The 19,033-nt window shown below is 61.4% G+C and carries 20 protein-coding genes; 4 read left to right on the top strand and 16 right to left on the bottom strand.

Features of this window, described 5'->3' with window-relative positions; translation table 11 throughout:
• Window positions 1–179 precede the first annotated feature (179 nt).
• The 4 genes from DXX99_RS10170 to DXX99_RS10155 are packed head-to-tail and all read left to right on the top strand — an operon-like array spanning window position 180 to window position 3,203.
• Window positions 180–1,700, top strand: coding sequence for an ASKHA domain-containing protein (locus DXX99_RS10170; protein WP_115793373.1), 1,521 nt, complete (start codon window positions 180–182; stop codon window positions 1,698–1,700).
• A 6-nt stretch (window positions 1,701–1,706) separates the two neighbouring features.
• Window positions 1,707–2,375, top strand: coding sequence for a DUF2225 domain-containing protein (locus DXX99_RS10165; RefSeq protein ID WP_115793372.1), 669 nt, complete (start codon window positions 1,707–1,709; stop codon window positions 2,373–2,375).
• A 15-nt stretch (window positions 2,376–2,390) separates the two neighbouring features.
• Window positions 2,391–2,585, top strand: a complete 195-nt coding sequence (locus tag DXX99_RS10160; RefSeq protein WP_115793371.1) for a hypothetical protein — start codon at window positions 2,391–2,393, stop codon at window positions 2,583–2,585.
• 24 nt (window positions 2,586–2,609) lie between these two features.
• Window positions 2,610–3,203, top strand: a complete 594-nt coding sequence (locus DXX99_RS10155) for a flavin reductase family protein (protein ID WP_115793370.1) — start codon at window positions 2,610–2,612, stop codon at window positions 3,201–3,203.
• A gap of 136 nt (window positions 3,204–3,339) precedes the next feature.
• Here the strand turns inward: DXX99_RS10155 and DXX99_RS10150 are convergent, their stop codons facing one another.
• The 16 genes from DXX99_RS10150 to DXX99_RS10075 all read right to left on the bottom strand — a co-directional run.
• On the bottom strand, window positions 3,340–5,304 hold the full coding sequence (locus tag DXX99_RS10150; protein WP_115793369.1) for a bifunctional 4-hydroxy-3-methylbut-2-enyl diphosphate reductase/30S ribosomal protein S1: 1,965 nt from the start codon (window positions 5,302–5,304) through the stop codon (window positions 3,340–3,342).
• 1 nt (window position 5,305) lies between these two features.
• A complete protein-coding gene (locus DXX99_RS10145) occupies window positions 5,306–5,884 on the bottom strand; it encodes a lysophospholipid acyltransferase family protein (RefSeq protein ID WP_115793368.1) in 579 nt (192 codons plus the stop codon).
• Window positions 5,884–6,540 (bottom strand): (d)CMP kinase, encoded by a 657-nt coding sequence (gene cmk, locus DXX99_RS10140; protein ID WP_115793367.1) that lies wholly within the window; start codon window positions 6,538–6,540, stop codon window positions 5,884–5,886. Before cmk ends, DXX99_RS10145 begins: the two co-directional genes overlap by 1 nt.
• Before the next feature lie 54 nt (window positions 6,541–6,594).
• Entirely contained in the window at window positions 6,595–7,896 is a 1,302-nt protein-coding gene (gene aroA, locus DXX99_RS10135) for a 3-phosphoshikimate 1-carboxyvinyltransferase (protein ID WP_115793366.1), read from the bottom strand.
• A 3-nt stretch (window positions 7,897–7,899) separates the two neighbouring features.
• The gene (locus DXX99_RS10130) at window positions 7,900–9,003 is read right to left on the bottom strand and encodes a prephenate dehydrogenase (protein ID WP_115793365.1); all 1,104 of its coding nucleotides are present in this window, start codon (window positions 9,001–9,003) and stop codon (window positions 7,900–7,902) included.
• A gap of 15 nt (window positions 9,004–9,018) precedes the next feature.
• On the bottom strand, window positions 9,019–9,867 hold the full coding sequence (gene pheA, locus DXX99_RS10125; protein WP_205664701.1) for a prephenate dehydratase: 849 nt from the start codon (window positions 9,865–9,867) through the stop codon (window positions 9,019–9,021).
• Between the two features lie 2 nt (window positions 9,868–9,869).
• Window positions 9,870–10,886, bottom strand: a complete 1,017-nt coding sequence (aroF, locus tag DXX99_RS10120) for a 3-deoxy-7-phosphoheptulonate synthase (protein WP_115793364.1) — start codon at window positions 10,884–10,886, stop codon at window positions 9,870–9,872.
• A 3-nt stretch (window positions 10,887–10,889) separates the two neighbouring features.
• Window positions 10,890–11,981, bottom strand: coding sequence for a histidinol-phosphate transaminase (hisC, locus tag DXX99_RS10115; RefSeq protein WP_115793363.1), 1,092 nt, complete (start codon window positions 11,979–11,981; stop codon window positions 10,890–10,892).
• Between the two features lie 64 nt (window positions 11,982–12,045).
• The gene (gene trpA / locus DXX99_RS10110; protein ID WP_115793362.1) at window positions 12,046–12,843 is read right to left on the bottom strand and encodes a tryptophan synthase subunit alpha; all 798 of its coding nucleotides are present in this window, start codon (window positions 12,841–12,843) and stop codon (window positions 12,046–12,048) included.
• The gene (gene trpB / locus DXX99_RS10105; RefSeq protein ID WP_115793361.1) at window positions 12,840–14,027 is read right to left on the bottom strand and encodes a tryptophan synthase subunit beta; all 1,188 of its coding nucleotides are present in this window, start codon (window positions 14,025–14,027) and stop codon (window positions 12,840–12,842) included. The genes trpA and trpB overlap by 4 nt, the downstream gene beginning before the upstream one ends.
• Window position 14,028: 1 nt before the next feature.
• Complete coding sequence (locus tag DXX99_RS10100) at window positions 14,029–14,658, bottom strand: phosphoribosylanthranilate isomerase (RefSeq protein ID WP_115793360.1); 630 nt, start codon at window positions 14,656–14,658, stop codon at window positions 14,029–14,031.
• Window positions 14,646–15,446, bottom strand: a complete 801-nt coding sequence (trpC, locus tag DXX99_RS10095; RefSeq protein WP_115793359.1) for an indole-3-glycerol phosphate synthase TrpC — start codon at window positions 15,444–15,446, stop codon at window positions 14,646–14,648. The genes DXX99_RS10100 and trpC overlap by 13 nt, the downstream gene beginning before the upstream one ends.
• Window positions 15,421–16,467: an anthranilate phosphoribosyltransferase gene (trpD, locus tag DXX99_RS10090; protein ID WP_115793358.1), complete on the bottom strand. Its 1,047-nt coding sequence runs from the start codon at window positions 16,465–16,467 to the stop codon at window positions 15,421–15,423. The genes trpC and trpD overlap by 26 nt, the downstream gene beginning before the upstream one ends.
• Window positions 16,468–16,474: 7 nt before the next feature.
• Window positions 16,475–17,056, bottom strand: a complete 582-nt coding sequence (locus DXX99_RS10085; RefSeq protein ID WP_115793357.1) for an anthranilate synthase component II — start codon at window positions 17,054–17,056, stop codon at window positions 16,475–16,477.
• Window positions 17,053–18,510, bottom strand: coding sequence for an anthranilate synthase component I (gene trpE / locus DXX99_RS10080; protein WP_115793356.1), 1,458 nt, complete (start codon window positions 18,508–18,510; stop codon window positions 17,053–17,055). The genes DXX99_RS10085 and trpE overlap by 4 nt, the downstream gene beginning before the upstream one ends.
• A 231-nt stretch (window positions 18,511–18,741) precedes the next feature.
• Window positions 18,742–19,033, bottom strand: a 292-nt coding sequence (locus DXX99_RS10075; RefSeq protein WP_165847826.1) for a transposase, incomplete at its 5' end; no start/stop codon positions are given.

Here is a 19,033-nt window from a genome sequence, read left to right as displayed (position 1 = left end):
CGGGGTTCGGTGACTCCACTAACCAAGGCTCTCAAAGCTTTGAGCCGAAATGTCAGTCTTCTCTGGTAGTTCGCTCTGGTTCGGGGACGGTGGGGGCTCAGGACTCCTACAGTGGGTTGACACGATCACAGTCAACCGGGAATTTCGGCTGCCGCCGGCTCGTGTAGTACAATAGAACTATGCTTAGCCGAAAAGTGAGCCTGGTTTTGCCGCCGCCCCATCTGGGAGACAACCGCGCCGATGCCGAGCGCTGCCTCGCCGTTCTGCCTTTTCGGGAGGTAGAGATGCCCCTTTCTGTCCTCCGGCACCTGCCAAGGGTACTGCGGGAAGGGAATTGGAAGGTAACGGTCACCTTAGGAGCGAGGACGGGGGGAGGATGGCGTCTTTTAGCGGTGGAGCCGGGCGACACCACCGCGCGCCACTGGGGCGTGGCCGTGGACGGCGGCACCACCACCTTGGTGGCCTCCCTAATAGACTTCAACACAGGGGAGGCCAAGGCCACGGCTTCCTGCCTCAACGCGCAGGTAAGGGTAGCTGAGGATTTGCTTACCCGCCTGCAGTTGTCCGAAGAACCGGGAGTTAGGGAGCAACTCACCCGCCTTTTAAGGGAAAGTGTGAACCGGCTCGTGCAGGAGCTTGCCTCTCGGGCCGGAATTTCTCCAGAGGAAATTACTGCGCTGGCCTTCAGCGGCAATACCGCCATGACTCACTTCTTCTTGGGGCTCGACCCCTCACACCTCTGCCGCGAGCCTTACCTGCCGGTGGTAAATAATCCCAGTTTTTACCGGAACCGCGAGGAGTTGAACCTGGTCATCCATCCGGAGGCGGTGATTTATTGTCTGCCTAATGTGGGAAGTTATGTGGGAGGGGATGCACTGGCGGGGATACTGGTGAGCGGTATGCACCGGAGGGAAGCAGTGAGCCTGCTGGTGGACATAGGAACCAACGCCGAGCTCGTCTTGGGTAACCGGGAGTGGCTGGTGGCCGCCGCCGGGGCTGCCGGTCCTGCCCTAGAAGGGGGAGTGGTGGAGGCGGGCACGCGAGCGGGGCCGGGGGCGGTGGACCGCGTGTGGGTAGATCCCTCCACTGGAGAAATACGCTATCGGGTGATAGGGGGAGGGAAGGTTAAGGGTCTCTGCGGCTCAGCAGTGGTCGACCTCTTGGCCGGGCTAGTCTTAGCCGGCATCATAGACCGGGCGGGAAGGTTTACCAACGGTCGAAAGGAGATAGAGGTGGTGTCGGCGGAAGAAACGGAGCAGGGCCGGCCTCTAATACTCAGCCAGAAGGACGTAAAGAACTTCCTGCGGACTAAGGGAGCGATGACCGCTGCTATAGAAAGGCTGCAGGAAGCGGTAGGAATAGGCTTCAAGGATATCGAATACTTTTTTGTGGCCGGAGCCTTTGGGGAGCACCTGGACGTGGAAGCGGCCGTCACCTTGGGCCTTTATCCCGACCTTTCCCGCGAGCGCATAATCTTGCTAGGAAACGCTTCCTTGGAAGGAGCCCGGCGGGCCCTGCTGGACGAGAAGGCGCGGGAGGAACTGGTCTCTATCGGTCAAAAACTCACCTATATCGAGCTTAACGCCGACCAGAAGTTCATGGACCGCTTCGTTGGCGCTCAGTTTTTCCCGCACACCGATCTCGAGCTTTACCCCACCGTGCGCGAACGCCTGCGGGCCGCTGGCAGGTTGAAGGAGTAGAGGAGGATGGCGCAAACCATTTTCTGCCGTTTACGCTGCCCCCGTTGCTTTACCTCCTTTCCGGCGGAGATCGCTTTAAGCACGGGGACTAAAGGGCGGCTTTCTAGCGACCTCTGCTACCGCGGCGAGGGAACCTTTGTTTACCCTTACCTCGTGGTGGTCTGCCCGGGCTGCGGCTTCACTTCCTACCACCAGGAGTTCGATTACCTTGCCGAGCTCCCCAAGTATTCCCCTTACCATCCCGTGGGCCGGGCTTTGAAGAACTTCTTGCAGGAAAGACACCATCTTTACCCGGGAAGTGAGAAGTACCGGCTAGCGGCGGAGGACGCCAAGCGGCGGGGGAGTTCACCCTTGGCCGTAGCCCATCTTCACCTGAAGGGATCCTGGTGCGCGCGGGAGGAGGGGAATCGCGAAGCCGAGAGGTACCATCAGGAGGAAGCCCTCCGTCACTTTCGGCTGGCCCTCGGTGAGGTGGAAGAGGGGCGCGATGCGGCGGTGATAAGGTATCTGGTGGGGGAGCTCTGCCGACGCCTGGGCCGCTTTGAGGAAGCGGAGGAGGCCTTCGGGTCCATTACTCTCAGAGACCTGCCGTACTGGCTTCACAACGCCCTAAGGCGCATGCAGAAGTTGGCGGCCCAGCACGACTCCTCTCCCCAGGAGCTCCCCCGGGCGTGAAGGAAGGGGGAGAGCATGACCAGGGAAAAGGCGATAATCTTGCTTGTGCTTTTGCTCTGGAGTGACATAGGGGCGGTAATAGGCGTGGGGCTCTATCTTTACCTGCACTGCCCCCAGTACTGGGTGCTGGGCACCCTGGCGGTGGCCGTACTCGTGTTGCTGGCCAATTTGGCCGTTTACCTGGTTTTGTGGCGCAGGGCCAGAACTTAGTTAACATAAAAGGAGGGAGAAAAAGTGGAAAAGAAAGAAGTGGCGTTGGCCGAGGCCTACCGCTTGCTGACGCCAGGGATGGTGGTGCTGATAGCCAGTCAGCGCGACGGGCGGAACAACGTGATGACCGCTTCCTGGCAGATGCCGGTGAGTAAAGAGCCGCCCTTGGTGGCGGTGGCCGTGGCCAAAAAACACCTGACGGCGGAGTATATCCAGGCCACCGGCGCCTTCACCGTGAACGTGCCCGGTTTTGGCCTCCTGCCCAAGGTCCACTTTTGCGGTACCATTTCCGGGCGCAAGGTGAAAGATAAATTAGAGGAAGCCGGATTGACGCCGGTTCCGGGCAAAAAGGTACCGGTACCGCTTATAAAAGAGTGCCTGGCGGGGCTTGAGTGCCGGGTGTGGAACACTTACGATGGCGGCGATCACTATATTTTCGTGGGCGAAGTTGTTCGCGCGGAAGCTTCGGAGGCTTTCGATGGGTTCTGGCGGCTGAAGGACAACCAGGATGAGTATCCGGTGCATCATTTGGGCGGGCCGCATTATTATTTACCTGGTCCGTCCGTATCGGTTACGCCCAAGGACGGCGGCTTCGAAGTTACGCCACTTAAGCCTTAAAAAAAGCTAAAAATAATTAAGCCCCGGTGGCTTTGTATTCCGGCTTCCGGGGCTTTTATTTCCACTTCCTTAGTTGACATAAGGTTTATTAGCGGAAGTTCTTTTACTCCGCCAGCACCCCTCTTCTCTTCACAGGCTAAGATTTCAAAAGATCGCCGAAGACGTCACCCAGGGTCACGGTATCTTCTTTTTTCTCCTTAGGCTGGGGCTCTTCCGTGCGCACAGCCTCCCGCAGAGAAAGGCGTAGCCTCTTCTCCTGGGGATCGAAGCTTATGACCCGCGCCGTGACCACATCCCCTTCTTTCAAGACGTCCTCCGGCTTTTCCACGTGCCAGTCGGCAAAATGAGAGATATGGATGAGTCCTTCCACTCCCGGCTCGAGCTCCACAAAGGCCCCAAAGGGGGCAAGCCTGACCACCTTTACCTCCACCAAGCTTCCCACCGGGTACTTCTCGGGCACCTTCTCCCAGGGATCGGGCAACAACGCCTTGCGCGACAGGCTCACCTTTTCGTTCTCCCGGTCCACCTTGATCACCTTGACCTCGATCTCCTGCCCTTCCTGCAACACCTCGTCCGGAGAGTTGACCCGGTGCCAAGCTATCTCGGAGACGTGCAGCAGCCCGTCCACCCCGCCCAGGTCGATAAAGGCGCCGAAGGGGACGATGCGCCGCACCACTCCCTTGACCACCGCTCCTTCCTGAAGCTTCTCCCAGGTTTCCCGGCGGCGCCTCTCGGCCTCTTCCTCCAGGACCGCCTTGCGCGAGAGGACCACTTTCTTGCGGCTCCGGTCAAGTTCGATGACCTTGGCCCTCACCTTTTGGCCCAGGTAAGCGCTGAGGTTCTCCACGTAGTTGGTGTCCACCAGTGAGGCGGGCAGAAAGGCCCGCACGCCCACGTCCACGATGAGCCCGCCCTTGACCACTTCGCGCACTACCCCTTCCACCGGGGTTCCGTTGGCAAAAGCTTCCGCTAACTTTTTCCAAGCGGCTATGGCGTCGGCGCGCGCTTTGGACAGGATAATGCGGCCTTCGGCGTCTTCCGCCTTAACCACGAAGACTTCGATCTCGTCTCCCACCTTAACCACTTCATGGGGAGAGGAAACCTCACAGCAGCAGAGCTCCCTTAAGGGTATGACCCCTTCCGTCTTGGCCCCGATGTCTACCAGGACCTCCCCTTGGTTTATCTCCACCACCGTGCCCCTAACGATCTCCCCGCCGCGAAAGGTTTTGACCCCTACCGCTTCCATCTGCTCCGCGGCGCTCATTTCTCCGATTTCCCGCATGCGCTTTTCTACCTCCTCGATGATCCAGTCAGGAGTGGAGGCTCCGGCTGTAAGCCCGGCCCGGCTTACCCCCATGAACCATTCCGGCCGGAGTTCTGCCGCCGTCTCCACGTGATAAGTAGGAACTCCGGAAAGCTGCAGACGCTCGACCAGATGCCTGGTGTTGGCGCTGGATCGGCCCCCCACCACCACCATGACTTCCACTTCCCGGGCGAGTTCCAAGGCCGACTCTATCCGGGAAGCCACGGCCGAGCAAATGGTGTTATAAACTCTCACCTCCTTGGCCCGGGGAAGTAGAGCATGCACCACTTCCTGCAGGCGGTTTATCGGTTGGGTGGTCTGAGCCACTACGCCGTAAGCCGGAGCTTCTGGAAGGCCGGCCACTTCCTCTGCGCTTCCCACCACCACTGCCTGCGGCCCGGCCCAGCCCAGAATGCCCTTCACCTCGGGATGGTCCCGGTCGCCGACCACGACCACCTGGTAGCCCTGCTTGGCCAGCTCGCAGGCCAATTCCTGAGCTCGTCGCACGTAGGGACAGGTGGCATCGATTACCGTCAGACCTCGCGCTTCGGCCTCCCGGATAACGGCGGGATCTACCCCGTGCGAGCGGATTATCACGGTTCCCTCCGTTATTTCCTCCAAACTTTCGGCAAGCTTCACCCCTTTGCTAGCCAAAAACTCCACCACTTGCGGGTTGTGGATGAGAGGCCCTAGGGTGTACAGAGGCCCTTCCTTTTCTTCCCGAGCTTTGAGGGTGATCTCCAGCGCTCGCCGGACACCGAAGCAGAAACCGGCGTTTCTTGCCCGCTTGACCTCCATCTTAGCTCCCCACTCCCAAAAGCTCTTTCAGGGCGACCTCTATTTTTCTGGAAGCTTCGGTAAGCTGCGACCGGGAAGGGCCATCAGCCGTAAGGTAAAAGGGACGGCCTATTTTAACCCTGACCCTTCCCCACCAGCCGCGCGTGCCGATCAGGGCAACTGGAACCACCGGCGCTCCCGACTTCAAAGCCAGCAAGGCTGCTCCCGGCTGCAGGGGCAAGAGCTCCCCTTCCCGGCTGCGAGTTCCCTCGGGAAAGATGCCCACTACCTGCCCCCGCGCCAGAAGGTTGAGCGCGGTTCGCAGAGCCCGGCGATCCATCTCCTCCCGCTTCACCGGAAAAGCGCCTAACCATCTGATGAGCGTCCGCAACACCGGGATACGAAAGAGCTCTTCTTTGGCCATGTAGTACACACGGCGTGGGAGGGCGCAGCCCAAGGCCACGGGATCGAGATAGCTTTGGTGGTTAGCTGCCACGATAACCGGCCCCTTCCGGGGAAAGTGCTCCAGTCCTTCCACCCGGAAGCCTCGGAATACGTGGAGGTAAAGACGGCAAACCAGCCAGGCAAACCAGTAAAACACTAAAGACTACCCTCCAGGTGGCGTAGCATGATTTCCACCACTTCGTCCGGTGTCTTGTCGGTGGTGTCGACGATTATGGCATCCGGTGCCGGTTTCAGGGGAGCCACCTCACGTGAAGAGTCCTGCCGATCCCGAACCTCAATCTGCCGGAGTTGCTCCTCCCAAGAAAGGGTAAAGCCCCTTTTCTGGGCCTCGCGGAAGTGCCGCCGCGCCCTTTCTTCCAGGCTGGCGGTCAGGTAAAATTTCCTTTCGGCGTCGGGCAGGACCACCGTGCCTATGTCCCGTCCCTCGACTACTATCCTCCCTCCCTGCGCCAGTTCCCTTATTTTGGCCGTAACCAGCTCCCTTACCTCCGGTATGCGGGCCACCAGAGAGGTGGCGCAGGATACTTCGGGAGTGCGGATGGCTTCGGTGACGTCTTCACCGTTGAGGAAAACGCGCTGGCAGTTGGAAGTGGAGGTGACGGTTATTTCTTGGCTGGAAGCCAGCTGCACTAAGCTGTTGCGGTCGTTAAGAAGACCGTTCTTCAGAGCGGCCAAGGTTAGGGCACGGTACAGCGCTCCCGTGTCTAGATAGGCGTAGCCTAAACGTGAAGCCAGAAGCTTAGCTACGGTGCTTTTCCCTGCTCCTGCCGGTCCGTCGATAGCGATACGCATAGACCCTTCCGCACCACTCCTCCGCATCCCATTGAAAAATTCGATACCTTGGCGTCATTTCCCTCTCGCTTCCCCGGCTAAAGTGGCGAGAAGAAGGGGGAAATTGGGGAAAGACACGTCTATGGCCTCCGCTCCTTCTATTATGGTCTCCCCCTCAGCCACCAATCCCGCCACCGCCATGGCCATGGCTACCCGGTGGTCGCCGTGACTTTGAACCCGGCTGCCCTGCAAAGGATGCCCCCCGTGTATAATCAGCCCGTCGGGCAAAACCTCCACCTTGGCCCCCAAACGTCCGAGCTCCAGGGCCATGGTGGCCAGGCGGTCCGACTCCTTGTAGCGGAGTTCTTCTGCCCCCCGTATGACCGTCTTGCCGGCAGCACAAGCGGCGACCACGGTCAGAACAGGGATCTCGTCGATGAGCCGGGGGATAATTTCCCCCCCAATCTCCACACCTCGCAGCTCGGAGGACTCCACGGTGACATTTCCTACCGGCTCTCCTGCCCACTCCCCCGTCACTTCTACCGCAAGGCGGGCCCCCATCGCCTCCAGCACTTCTAAAAGCCCTGTGCGGGTGGGGTTAAGCCCCACCTCCTTCACGACGACCCGCCCCTCGGGCGATATGGCAGCGGCGGCCAGGAAGAAGGCGGCGGCTGAAAAATCGCCGGGGACGCGCACCGGTCGCCCCTGGAGGAGAGCCCTCCCTCTGAGGCGCACGGTCAAGCCTTCCCTTTTCACCGGCACTCCGAAGTAGGAGAGCATCCGCTCGGTGTGGTCGCGGGAGAGGGCCGGTTCGGTAACGCTGGTCTCCCCCTCGGCGTAAAGGCCGGCCAGGAGTATGGCCGACTTTACCTGAGCGCTGGCCACCGGCGAAGTGTACTCTATAGGACGGAGCTCCCTTTGCCCTCTTATGGCTAGAGGGGCCAGCTTCCCTTCCTGTCGCCCCCATATCTCCGCTCCCATGAGTTTCAAGGGGAGGATGACCCTGTCCATGGGGCGGCGGCGCAAAGAAGCGTCTCCCGTCAAGACGGCAAAGATAGGGTTGCCGGCCAGCACCCCCAAGAGCAGGCGCATGGTGGTCCCGGAGTTACCGGCATCCAGCACTTCTTCCGGCTCCCGGAGGTTGCCTAGGCCCCGGCCTTCTACCCGCACCCGGTCTTCTTCCTCCTCGATCTTCACCCCCATCTGCCTGAGGCAACGTAAGGTAGCCAGACAGTCCTTGCCCCGCAAAAAGTTTTCTATCACCGTTTCTCCGCAAGCCAGCGAACCCAGGAGCAAAGCGCGGTGGGAAATGGACTTGTCGCCGGGAACGGTGATAGTTCCTTCCAATCGGGTGGCGCGGCACACTTTCAGCTCCATGTTTCAGCCTCCTCGCTTGCGCACCTCGATCCCCGCAGCCGCTAGGGTTTCGTAAGCCTTTTCCTGGGCTTCCGACCGGGTAAAGGCTAGCCTTATGGTTCCTCCTTCCCCTTCCCTGGCCCGCAGGATCTCGATGTCGGCAATGTTGATATCCTTTGCCGCCAGAAGGGAGGCCAGATGGGCTATAACCCCGGGGCGGTCGGGCACGGTCACCACGATCTCGTGCAACTCGGGCAGGTAGCCTTTGCTCTTGGTCGGCACCTCTTTGCGCAGGGTCTGGGCCCGGCGCAGCCATTCCTCCAGCTCCCGGGCATCCTTCTTCGCCAGCAGCCCTTCCAGTTCCTGTAGCACCTGCAGGAGCAGGGCCAAGAGCTCCCTTAAGGGATCGGTGTTAGTGAGAAGGATGTCCCGCCACAATGCAGGGTCGCCAGCAGCCACCCGGGTGGTGTCCCGGAAACCACCCGCGGCCAGAGGCAGGATGGCTTCTTTTTCGGGAAGGGAGGCGATGAGGTTGCAAAGGGCGGAAGCCAGGCAGTGGGGTAGGTGGCTCACCGCCGCCACGTAGTAGTCGTGCAGGTCGGGAGGGATCGCCACCTTTCTCGCCCCTACGGCTTCCACCAGCTCTTCCACGCGGGATATGGCCTCCGCTGGCGTCGAGGGGGTAGGGGTGAGAATGTAGTAGGCGTTTTCGAAGAGGTAGGGATCGGCGTTTTCCACCCCCGTCCTCTCTGATCCGGCCATGGGATGACCACCGACGAAAGCAAAGGAATATTTCGCGGCCAGCTTCTCGGCCGCCTCCACTATTTCTCGCTTGGTGCTACCCACATCGGTGACTACCGTTCCCGGCTCCAGGTGGGGAGCTAAGCTCTCCAGGGTGGGCACGATGGCCCCTATGGGGGTAGCCACCACTACCAGGTCGGCTCCCTTTACCCCTTCGGCCGGGTCGGTGGTGAAAGAGTCCACCGCCCCCAGCAGCTGTGCCTGCCGGAGCCGCTCTGCGCTTCTTCCTACTCCCACCACTTCCCGTGCCTTGCCCCGGCGCCTTAGGGCCAGGCCTAAACTTCCGCCGATAAGTCCCACGCCCACAACGACGACTTTTCCCAGCACTTCACATCCGGCCTTCTAGGGCCGCCTCACCTCCAGGGAGTAGTCCCAGCGCGGATAAGAACCCAAGATCTTGAAAAAAGAGGATCGGGCCATGAGAGCAGAAAGCGCCGCTTTAACCTCCGGATCCTCCATATGTCCCTCGCAGTCCAGGAAGAAGATGTACTGGCCCAGCTGGCGCTTGGCTGGGCGCGACTCTATTTTGGTTAAGTTTATCTCTCGCCGGGCAAATTCCTCCAGAACCTTGTAGAGCACGCCGGGCCGGTCCTCGGGTAAGGCGAAGGCCACCGAGGTTTTGTCCCGGCCCGTGCGCGGAGCCCTTTCCCTGCCCAGCACCGCAAAGCGGGTCTCGTTCTCCTTGCTGTCCTGGATGGCCTCCTTTACCACCACCAGTCCCCAGTTCTTGGCCGCCGTCTCCGGCCCCACGGCCGCCCAGGGTTCGGAACTCTCGGCTACCAGGCGGGCGGCCTCGGCCGTGCTCCCGGTGGGGAAGAGGGGAACGTCGGGAAAGTGGAGGCGTAAAAACTCCCGGCACTGGGCCAAGGCGTGGGGGTGGGAGAGGATGCGAGTAAAAGAGCTTACCCCGGGACGGGCCAGCAGGTGGTGGACGATGGGGAGCACCACTTCCCCTACTACATATATCCCCGCCGTCTTAACCAGCAGGTCAAGGAAAAGGGCGACGCTTCCCTCCAGAGAGTTTTCCCAGGGGACCACTCCCGCTGCTATCTCCTCCCGGGTCAGGGCCTCCAGAATGGCCGGAAGGTCGGAATAGGCTAGAGGGATAATTTCCTCCCCGGCAAAGAAGGCCAGCATGGCCTGCTCGGTGAAGGTGCCGGTCGGTCCCAGGAACCCTACCTTTTTGAGCAAGATCAGAGCTTCCTCCCCACGGCCTGGGCGATGCGCCTCAGCTCTTCCATGGTCTCGGCGAAGGTCTTGGGGGTAAGCGACTGGGCCCCGTCGCACAAGGCCTCCGGCGGGTTGGGATGGACCTCTACCAGCAGTCCGTCAGCGCCGGCGGCTATGGCGGCCCGGCACATGGCCGGTACAAACTGCCAGCGACCCACCCCGTGGCTAGGGTCCACGATCACCGGTAGATGTGACAAGTGCTTTACAATGGGCACGGCCGAGAGGTCCAAGGTGTTGCGGGTGTAAGTTTCGAAGGTCCTGATACCCCGCTCGCAGAGTATCACCTTGAAGTTGCCGCCGGAGAGGATGTATTCGGCGGCCATGAGCCATTCCTCTATAGTGGCTGAGAGTCCCCGCTTCAACAGAACCGGCTTATCGATCTTGCCGAGCTCCCTCAGAAGGTCGAAGTTCTGCATGTTACGGGCCCCCACCTGGATGATGTCGGCGTACTCGGCCACCACGGGAAGGGAGCGCACGTCCATGACTTCGGTTACGATTTTGAGACCGTACTTTTCCCTGGCCTCCGCCAAGATTTCCAACCCTTTTACTCCCAATCCCTGGAAAGAGTAGGGGGAGGTGCGGGGCTTGAAGGCTCCTCCTCGCAGGATGGTGGCACCGGCCGCCTTCACCTGAGCGGCAGCTTCCAGGAGCTGCTCCCGGCTTTCCACGGCGCAGGGGCCGGCCATCACGTGAATGCGCTCCCCTCCGATGGCTATGTCCTCGCTCACCTGCACTATGGTGCGTTCAGCCCGGAAGGCCCTGCTGGCCATTTTGTAGGGCTGCAGGATGGGAATGACCTCTTCTACCCCCGGCAGGGCCTCCAGGGGTATCTCCGCCAGGCGGCTCTTGTCACCTATGGCCCCTATGATCGTGCGCTCCACCCCCCGTGAGAGATGGGTTTTGAAGCCCGCCGCCTCTAAGCGCTTAATTACTTCGGCAATATCTTTCTCGGTGGCATCATGGGCCATTACGATGATCACGGTCTAAACCCCCTTAAGTTCCAGAGCCTTATCTAAAGCTTCCAGGAAGCGCCGATTCTGTTCCAAGGTGCCGATGGTTACCCGCAGGTGGGTGGGGTAACCCATTCCCCCCCGGATGATCACTCCCTGGCGCAGCATCCGGCGAAATACTTCCCGCTCGTCCCGTCCAGCGTCGAAGAGGAGGAAGTTGGCCTCGGTAGGCACGTAGGCAATTCCCCTCTTTTCCAGCTCACGGTAAAGAAAATGCTTCCCCTCCTCGTTGACCCGGCGCGAAAGCGCCACGAACTCTTCGTCTTCCAGGGCGGCCAGAGCGGCCACCTGGGCGGCGGAGCTGACGTTGAAGGGCTCCCGCACCCTATGCAGTTCCGCCACCAACTCCTTGGGCGCCACGCCGTAACCTATGCGCAGCCCGGCCAACCCGTAGATCTTGGAGAAGGTGCGCAGCACCACCACGTTGTAACCCCGGCGTAGGAAGTCAAGCCCGTCGGGATAGGCAGGGCTGGTGACATACTCACAGTAGGCCTCGTCCAGCACAGTGAGAATCCCTTCCCCCGCCTTTTCCAAGAACCACTCCACCTCCTCGCGGGTGACGATGGTCCCGGTGGGGTTATTGGGGTTGCAGAGGTAAACCAGCTTGGTGCGGGGGGAAAGGGCCCGGGCTACCGCCTCCACATCGATGCGGTAGTCCTTTAGGGGAACCTTTACGGGATGGGCCCCCATGAGCCGCGCCAGGGGCTCATAGCGGGGAAAGGTGGGCACGGGGATGATCACCTCATCGCCGGTCCCCAGCAGGGCCAAAGAGAGCATCTGTATGACCTCGCTTGAACCGCAGCCCACTATGATGCTGTCCGGATCTACCCCCAGCTTCTTGCCCAGCGCCTGCCGCAGCTCATAGCTTGAGCCTTCCGGGTATAGGTGCCATTGGTCAAGCTTCCTCAAGGCCGCCGTCGCCTTAGGAGAGGGTCCCAGGGGATTCTCGTTGGAGGCCAGTTTGACTACCTCTTCCAGCCCCAGCTCCCTCTTCACCTCTTCGATGGGTTTGCCGGGACGGTAGATCTCCACCTGGCTGAGCTCAGGCCGCACTTTGACCGCCATTTTTGCTTCTCCTCCCATGAGGTGTTTACCTTGACTAAGATAAGAGTATCTTAGCACAGTTTGTTTAAGCTGAACAACGAGCGTGCAGAACCCGCGCCAGGGACCTCACCAGAGCCAGGGCTTCCTCCCTGGCTCCCTCGCCGAGGAGCTTTACCACCGCGCTTCCCACCACCACCCCGTCGGCCAGCCGGGCTACTTCGGCGGCAGTTTCGGGGCGGGCAATGCCGAAACCCACCGCTACCGGCAAGGAGGTGTGCTCCTTCACCGTCTGGACGAGTCGGCCGAGCTCCTGGTCAAGCTTTTCCCGCATCCCGGTGACGCCGGTCACCGAGACGCAGTACACGAACCCCTGAGCCGAGGAGCAGATGGCTTCTACGCGCTTTTCGGTGCTGGTAGGCGCTAGCAGAGGAATGAGGGCTAAGCCCTGGGCTGAGGCCTCTCTCAGAAGCGGCCCGCTCTCTTCGTAGGGCAGATCGGGAACGATCAACCCATCTACTCCGGCCTCTTTGGCCTGGCGGCAGAACCTTTCTAGGCCCCGCTGGAGCACGGGGTTGTAGTAGGTCATGAAGACGAGAGGCAGCTCCGGCAAGCGCTCTCTCACAGCTGCCGTCATCTTCAAGATCCCGTCAAGCCTCACCCCTTTAGCCAGGGCCCGGGAGGAGGCAGCTTGAATCACCGGACCGTCGGCCAGCGGGTCGGAAAAAGGTATTCCTATCTCGATAAGATCAGCACCGGCCTCTACTAGGGCGGGGATAGTGGCGGCAGTGGCCTCCAAGCTGGGGTCGCCGGCTGTCACGTACACGATGAGCGCCTTCTGCCCTTTATCGCGCAAAGAATTAAAAGTCCGGGCGATGCGGTTCATCTCTCCACCCCCTTGGCTTGAGCCACCGTCTCCACGTCCTTGTCGCCCCGTCCCGAGAGGTTTACCACCACCACCGCTTCGCGCGGGAGGGAGGGGGCTACCTTCCTGGCCACGGCCAAGGCGTGAGCGCTCTCCAGAGCGGGGAGGATGCCCTCGGTGCGGGAAAGGAGCTCAAAGGCCTCCAAAGCCTCCTCATCGCTGGCGGTGAGGTAAGTGACCCTTCCCGTTTCCTTGAGGTAAGCGTGCTCCGGCCCTACTCCGGGGTAATCTAGCCCGGCGGCGATGGAGTGTACCGGGCTTATCTGCCCCTCCTCATCCTGGAGAAGGTAGCTATAGGAGCCGTGTAGCACTCCGGGTCGACCCCGGCACAGGGTGGCCGCGTGCTCCCCCGGCCCCTCCCCCCTTCCCCCGGCCTCTACCCCGATGAGCTTCACCCCCGGTTCGGCGAGGAAGGGGTAGAAGATCCCCATGGCGTTGGAGCCCCCTCCTACACAGGCGATTATGACGTCGGGGAGTTTGCCGGCCGCCTGCAGGATCTGGCGCCGCGTTTCTTGGCCGATTACGGACTGGAAGTCGCGCACCATCATGGGGTAGGGGTGAGGGCCGGCCACCGAGCCGATGAGGTAGTAGGTGGTGCGGACGTTGGTCACCCAGTCCCTTATGGCCTCGTTCATAGCGTCTTTGAGGGTACCGCTGCCTGCGGCGACGGGTACGACTTCAGCACCCAAAAGCTTCATGCGCACCACGTTCAACCGCTGGCGCTCTATGTCCACCGCCCCCATATAGATGACGCACTCGCAGCCCAGCAAGGCCGCCGCCGTGGCAGTGGCCACGCCGTGCTGTCCCGCCCCCGTCTCCGCAATGATGCGCTTCTTCCCCATCCGGCGGGCCAGCAGCGCCTGCCCTATAGTGTTGTTGATCTTGTGCGCCCCGGTGTGGTTGAGATCCTCCCGCTTGAGGTAGATCCGCGCCCCGCCCAAGGCCTCCGTGAGGCGGGAGGCGTAGTAAAGCGGGGTAGGGCGTCCCACGTAGTGGCACAGATACCAGGCCAGCTCCCGCCGGAAAGAAGGGTCATCGCGCCAGAAAAAGTAGGCCTTTTCCAGCTCCTCCAGGGCCGGCATCAGGGTCTCCGGCACGAAGCGGCCCCCGTAAGGGCCGAAATAACCGCGCTTATCGGGCAACATCTTAAAGACAAGCCTCCTTTACCCGGGCAATGAAGGCCCGGATCTTGGCCGGGTCCTTTCGCCCCTCGGTCTCTACGCCGCTGGAAACATCTACCGCGTAGGGGCGGACGGTTCTTATGGCCAGCTCCACGTTCTCCGGGCTAAGCCCCCCCGCCAGGATGACCGGCGCCCGGAAGCTTCTCCCCCGCAGCATCTCCCAGTCGAAGCTTTTTCCTGTTCCCCCCATCTGCCCCTCCACCCTGGTATCGAAAAGGTAGGCGTCGGCGGGGTATTCTTCTACCCCTAAAAGGTCGTCCGGGGTAGCCACCCGGAAAGCCTTGATGACGGCCACTCGGGTGAGGGCTTTAAGCTTTTGCAAGTATTCCGGGGTTTCCCAACCGTGGAGCTGTACCGCCGAGAGCCTCAGTTCTTCCGCCAGTTCCCTTACTATCTCCAGGGGCGCGTCCACGAACACCCCCACCGCTGCCACGAAAGGCGGGAGGGAGGCTAACACTTCCCGGGCCAGGGAGGGAGTTACCTGCCGGGAGCTGGGGGCGAAGACGAAGCCTAAGGCGTCGGCTCCTGCCTCCACCGCCGCAAAAGCAGCTTCCCTGTCTTTGATTCCGCAGATCTTCACCCTTACTCGGGACAACTTCCTTCCCCTCCCTCGGCCGCTGCCACCAGCTCCACAAGCTTCTTTTTCGGGTCGGGAGCGGTCATGAGGGCCTCTCCTATGAGCGCCGCGTCCACTTTCCACTCCCGCAAACAGGTCAAAGCCAAAGGGGAGGAGATCCCGCTGGCGCTCACCACTATCACTTCCGGCGGGATGAGGGGGCGCAGGAGGCGCGTGGTCTGCAGGCTTACCCGGAAGGTGGCCAGATCCCGGTTGTTTATTCCTATTAGCTCCGCCCCCACCGCCAGCGCCTTCTGAAGGTCGTCGCGGGAGTGGACCTCCACCAGGCTGTCCATACCCAGGGAGGTAGCCAAATCTTTTAACGCTTTCAGTTCCTCGGTTCGTAGGAGACGGGCAATCAAAAGTACCGCGTCAGCTCCCAGAAGCCGGGCTTCGTAGACCTGGTAAGGGTCGAGGACGAACTCCTTATAGAGCAGGGGCAGATCGATCTCCCGGCGCACGAAGCGCAGGAAGGCCGGTTTCCCGCCGAAGAAGCGTTCGTCCACCAGCACCGACACCGCCGCCGCCCCTCCCCGCTGGTAAAGCCGGGCCACCTTGACCGGGTCGGCGTCGGGCCGAATGGGGCCGCGGGGGGAGGCCCGCTTGATCTCCGCGATGATCCGCACTTTACCGGGGAGGCGTAAAGCTTGGGCGAAAGGGCGCGGCGCTGGGGCCAAATGCAGGGAGGCCTCCAGCCGGCTCTGGGGGCAGCGCTTTTTCTTGAAGCTGAGCTCGGCCCGCTTATGCGCCAGGATTTTCCCCAGCAAACTCGGTCACCTGCCGGCAAAAGTCCAGGTACTCTTCCAGTTTGGCCAGAGCCTCTCCCCTATCCAGGACTCGGCGAGCCCTCTCTATCCCTTCCCGCAAGTCCTCCGCCTTTTCGGCTGCCACCAGGGCCAGAGCGGCGTTGAGGACCACGGCGTCGGTCCGGGGCCCTTTCTCCCCCTGCAGAACAGCCCGAGTGATGGCGGCGTTCTCTTGCGCCGTTCCCCCCTGGAGATCGGAAAGGCGACAACGGGGGAAGCCGTAGTCGGCCGGATCGAACCTTCCCCGCCTTATCTCCCCTCCCCTCACCTCGGCGTAGAGCACTTCCCCCACCGGCGAGGCTTCATCCATCCCCCCGGCCCCGTGTACTACCAGCGCCCGCTTCGTTCCTAGGGTGAGCAGTACCTCGGCTACCAGCTCCAGCAGGTCTGGGTGGTATACCCCGACCACCTGAACCTGAGCTCCAGCGGGATTGCAGAGCGGCCCCAGAATATTGAAAACGGTACGCACCCCCAACTCCCGGCGGGGTCCGGCGGCGTGGCGCATGGCCGGGTGACAGCGGGGGGCGAAGAAGAAGCCGAAGCCCACCTCATCCAGGCACTTCCCCGCCAGCTCGGGAGGCAGGTCCACTTTGGCCCCCAGGGCTTCCAGGAGATCGGCACTCCCCGCCCGGCTGGAAACGGAGCGGTTGCCGTGTTTGGCCACCGGGCAGCCGCAGGCCGCCACCACAAAAGCGGCGGTGGTGGAGATGTTAAAGGAGCCGGTTCCATCCCCGCCGGTGCCGCAGGTGTCCACCGTGACGGGATGCCGGGGCCGATAGCGCAGGGCCCGCTCCCGCATGGCCTGGGCAAATCCGGCCACCTCCGGCACCTTCTCCCCTTTGAGCCTGAGCGCCATGAGCAGGGCCCCGATCTGAGCGGGGGTGGCCTTTCCCTCCATAACCACGCCCATTACCTCCCGCGCTTCCTCCAGCGTGAGGTCTTCCTTGCGGGCCAGTTTGGCCAAAGCCTCTTTTAAAGCCAAAACTCCATCACCCCCTCAAAGTCAGGAAGTTGGCCAAAAGCTCCTTGCCGCACTCGGTGAGGATGGATTCCGGATGGAACTGCACCCCCTCCACCGGGTAAAGGCGATGCCTTAATCCCATGATCTCTCCCTCCTTTGTCCAGGCGCTCACCTCCAGCTCCGGCGGCACGCTGTCGGGCGCCACTATCAGCGAGTGATAGCGGGTGGCGGTGAAGGGAGAAGGCAGGCCCTGAAAGATGGTTCTGCCATCGTGCAGTATGGGGGAAGTCTTGCCGTGCATGAGCCTGGGCGCCCGGACTATTCTCCCCCCGAAGGCCTGCCCTATGGCCTGGTGCCCCAGGCAGACTCCCAGAATGGGGAGGCGCCCGGCGAAGTGACGCACCGCGGCCAGGCTCACTCCCGCCTCGTTGGGGGTGCAGGGGCCGGGGGAAATGACCAGATGGGTGGGACGCCTGGATTCTATCCCTTCTAAAGTCAGGGCATCGTTGCGGTAAACCTCCACTTCCGCTCCCAGCTCGGCGAAATACTGTACCAGGTTGTAGGTAAAAGAGTCGTAGTTGTCGATTACCAGCACGCGGGGCCGCTTCATCTCCCCCCCTCCTTTCCCAGGGTGGCCAGCAAGGCTCGCGCCTTGGCCCAGGTTTCCATAAATTCCCTTTCGGGTTCGGAGTCGGCCACAATGCCGGCACCGGCCTGCACGAAGACCTTCCCCCGGCAGAAGACCATCGTCCGGATGGTGATGCAGGTGTCGAGGTTGCCGGTGAAACTCAAGTACCCTACGGCCCCGGCATAGATACCGCGCCGGGTGGGCTCGAGTTCTTCGATTAGCTCCATGGCTTTCACCTTAGGTGCTCCCGTCACCGTGCCCGCCGGGAAGGAAGCCGTGAGGGCTTCCAGAGCCGAAAGCGAAGGAGGAAGCAAACCCTGCACTTCGGACACCAGGTGCATAACATGGGAGTATTTCTCCACCCGCATGAACTCCGTCACCCTCACCGTTCCCGGCTCGGCTATTCTTCCCACGTCGTTGCGCCCCAGGTCCACCAGCATGAGGTGTTCCGCCCTCTCTTTGGGGTCTTCCAGGAGCTCCTTCTCCAGCCGGGCATCCTCTTCCGGACTCCGCCCTCGGGGGCGGGTGCCGGCTATGGGGCGTGTGGTGACCACTCCCCCTTCCACGCGCACCAGCATCTCCGGGGAGGAGCCAGCCACCACCGGCTCGCCGAAATCCAGATAAAAAAGATAGGGGGAGGGGTTTATGGCTCTTAAGCGCCGGTAAGCGGCGAAGGGATCGGTCGGGGCGAGAAGCTCGAAGCGCTGGGAAAGTACCACCTGCAAGGCGTCCCCGGCAGCTATGCGCTCTTTGAGGTAGCGAACCGCCGCGCAGAACACATCCCGGCTGAAGTTGGAAGCCGGGGAGGGAAGGGCAGGAGATTCGAGCACCCCGTACTCACAGGGGAGCGGGCGCCGCAAAAGCTCCAAAGTCTCTTCTATCTCTTCCGCCGCCCGCCGGTATTCCTTTTCCGGGTCGTTGGCCGGCAGGGTGTTAACCACCACGGTAAGCTCCCGGCGCACGTGATCGAAAATGAGCACTTGCCGGGTGAAGAGCAGGAAGAGGTCAGGAAGAAGAAGATCGTCCACAGCCTTTTCCGGAAGCTTCTCCAGGTGGCGCACCAGGTCGTAGCCGAAGTAGCCCACCGCCCCGCCGTAGAAGCGGGGAAGGTCGGGCAGGGAGGGTCCCCGGAGCTCTTCCATGAGACGGCCCAGGATCGCGAAGGGGTTCCCCTCTACCCTTGTCTTTCCTCCCTGCACTATCTCCACTTCTCTTCCCTTGGCCCGGAAGGTGAGGAAGGGGCGGAAGCCCAGGAAGCTGTAGCGCCCCAGAACCTCTCCTCCGGTCACGCTCTCCAAGAGGTAACCGGGATGGGGGGAAAGCTTCTTGTAAGCACCTATAGGTGTCTCCAGGTCGGCTACCATCCGCCGGTACACGGGCACCACCCGGTAGCGGCGGCTGAGCTCCCGGTACTCATCCGGCCGGGGAAAAAACATTCTACTTTCGCCTCCGTTCGCTTAGGGCCGGGCTTGAAAAAATTAAGGGCCAGCGCGAAGCAGCTCACGCACTGGCCCTTTGTGCTCTCCTGCCAGGCTCGAGCTCCTCTCGCCTCTTCTCGTCTCTTCTCATCTCGCCCTCAGCTAAAACATATGCACTTTTAAAGCCGAAGTTTACCTGTTGGTAAGATGTTAACACGACTTACCGGAAAAGTCAAGTACCCGGAGGCTCTAGGTCAAGAAGTGTGGAGAGGAGACCAGCCAAGCCAAGGGGAGAAAAGCTAAGAGCATCTTTCGCACATAGACCCCGCGGTTCCGAAAACCGTAACTTATCCGCTTGAGGAGCTTGATCTTAGTATGGACACCCTCGGTGTAACCGTTAGTAACCCGCCAGTCGTGATAAGCGAGAATCTCTTCCCTCCAGCTACGAAGCGTTCTCCCCCATTGAACCAGCGCAACGTCGCTCGCCTCCCGAGTGTTTAAGATCAGACGATCCAGGATTAGCTCTGCCTCCTTCCGGCAG

It is taken from the genome of Ammonifex thiophilus, from assembly GCF_003368535.1.
Classification (GTDB): Bacteria; Bacillota; Desulfotomaculia; order Desulfotomaculales; family Ammonificaceae; genus Ammonifex; species Ammonifex thiophilus.
Note: the sequence above shows the minus strand (reverse complement) of the source record. Positions and strands in the feature narration are given on the sequence as shown.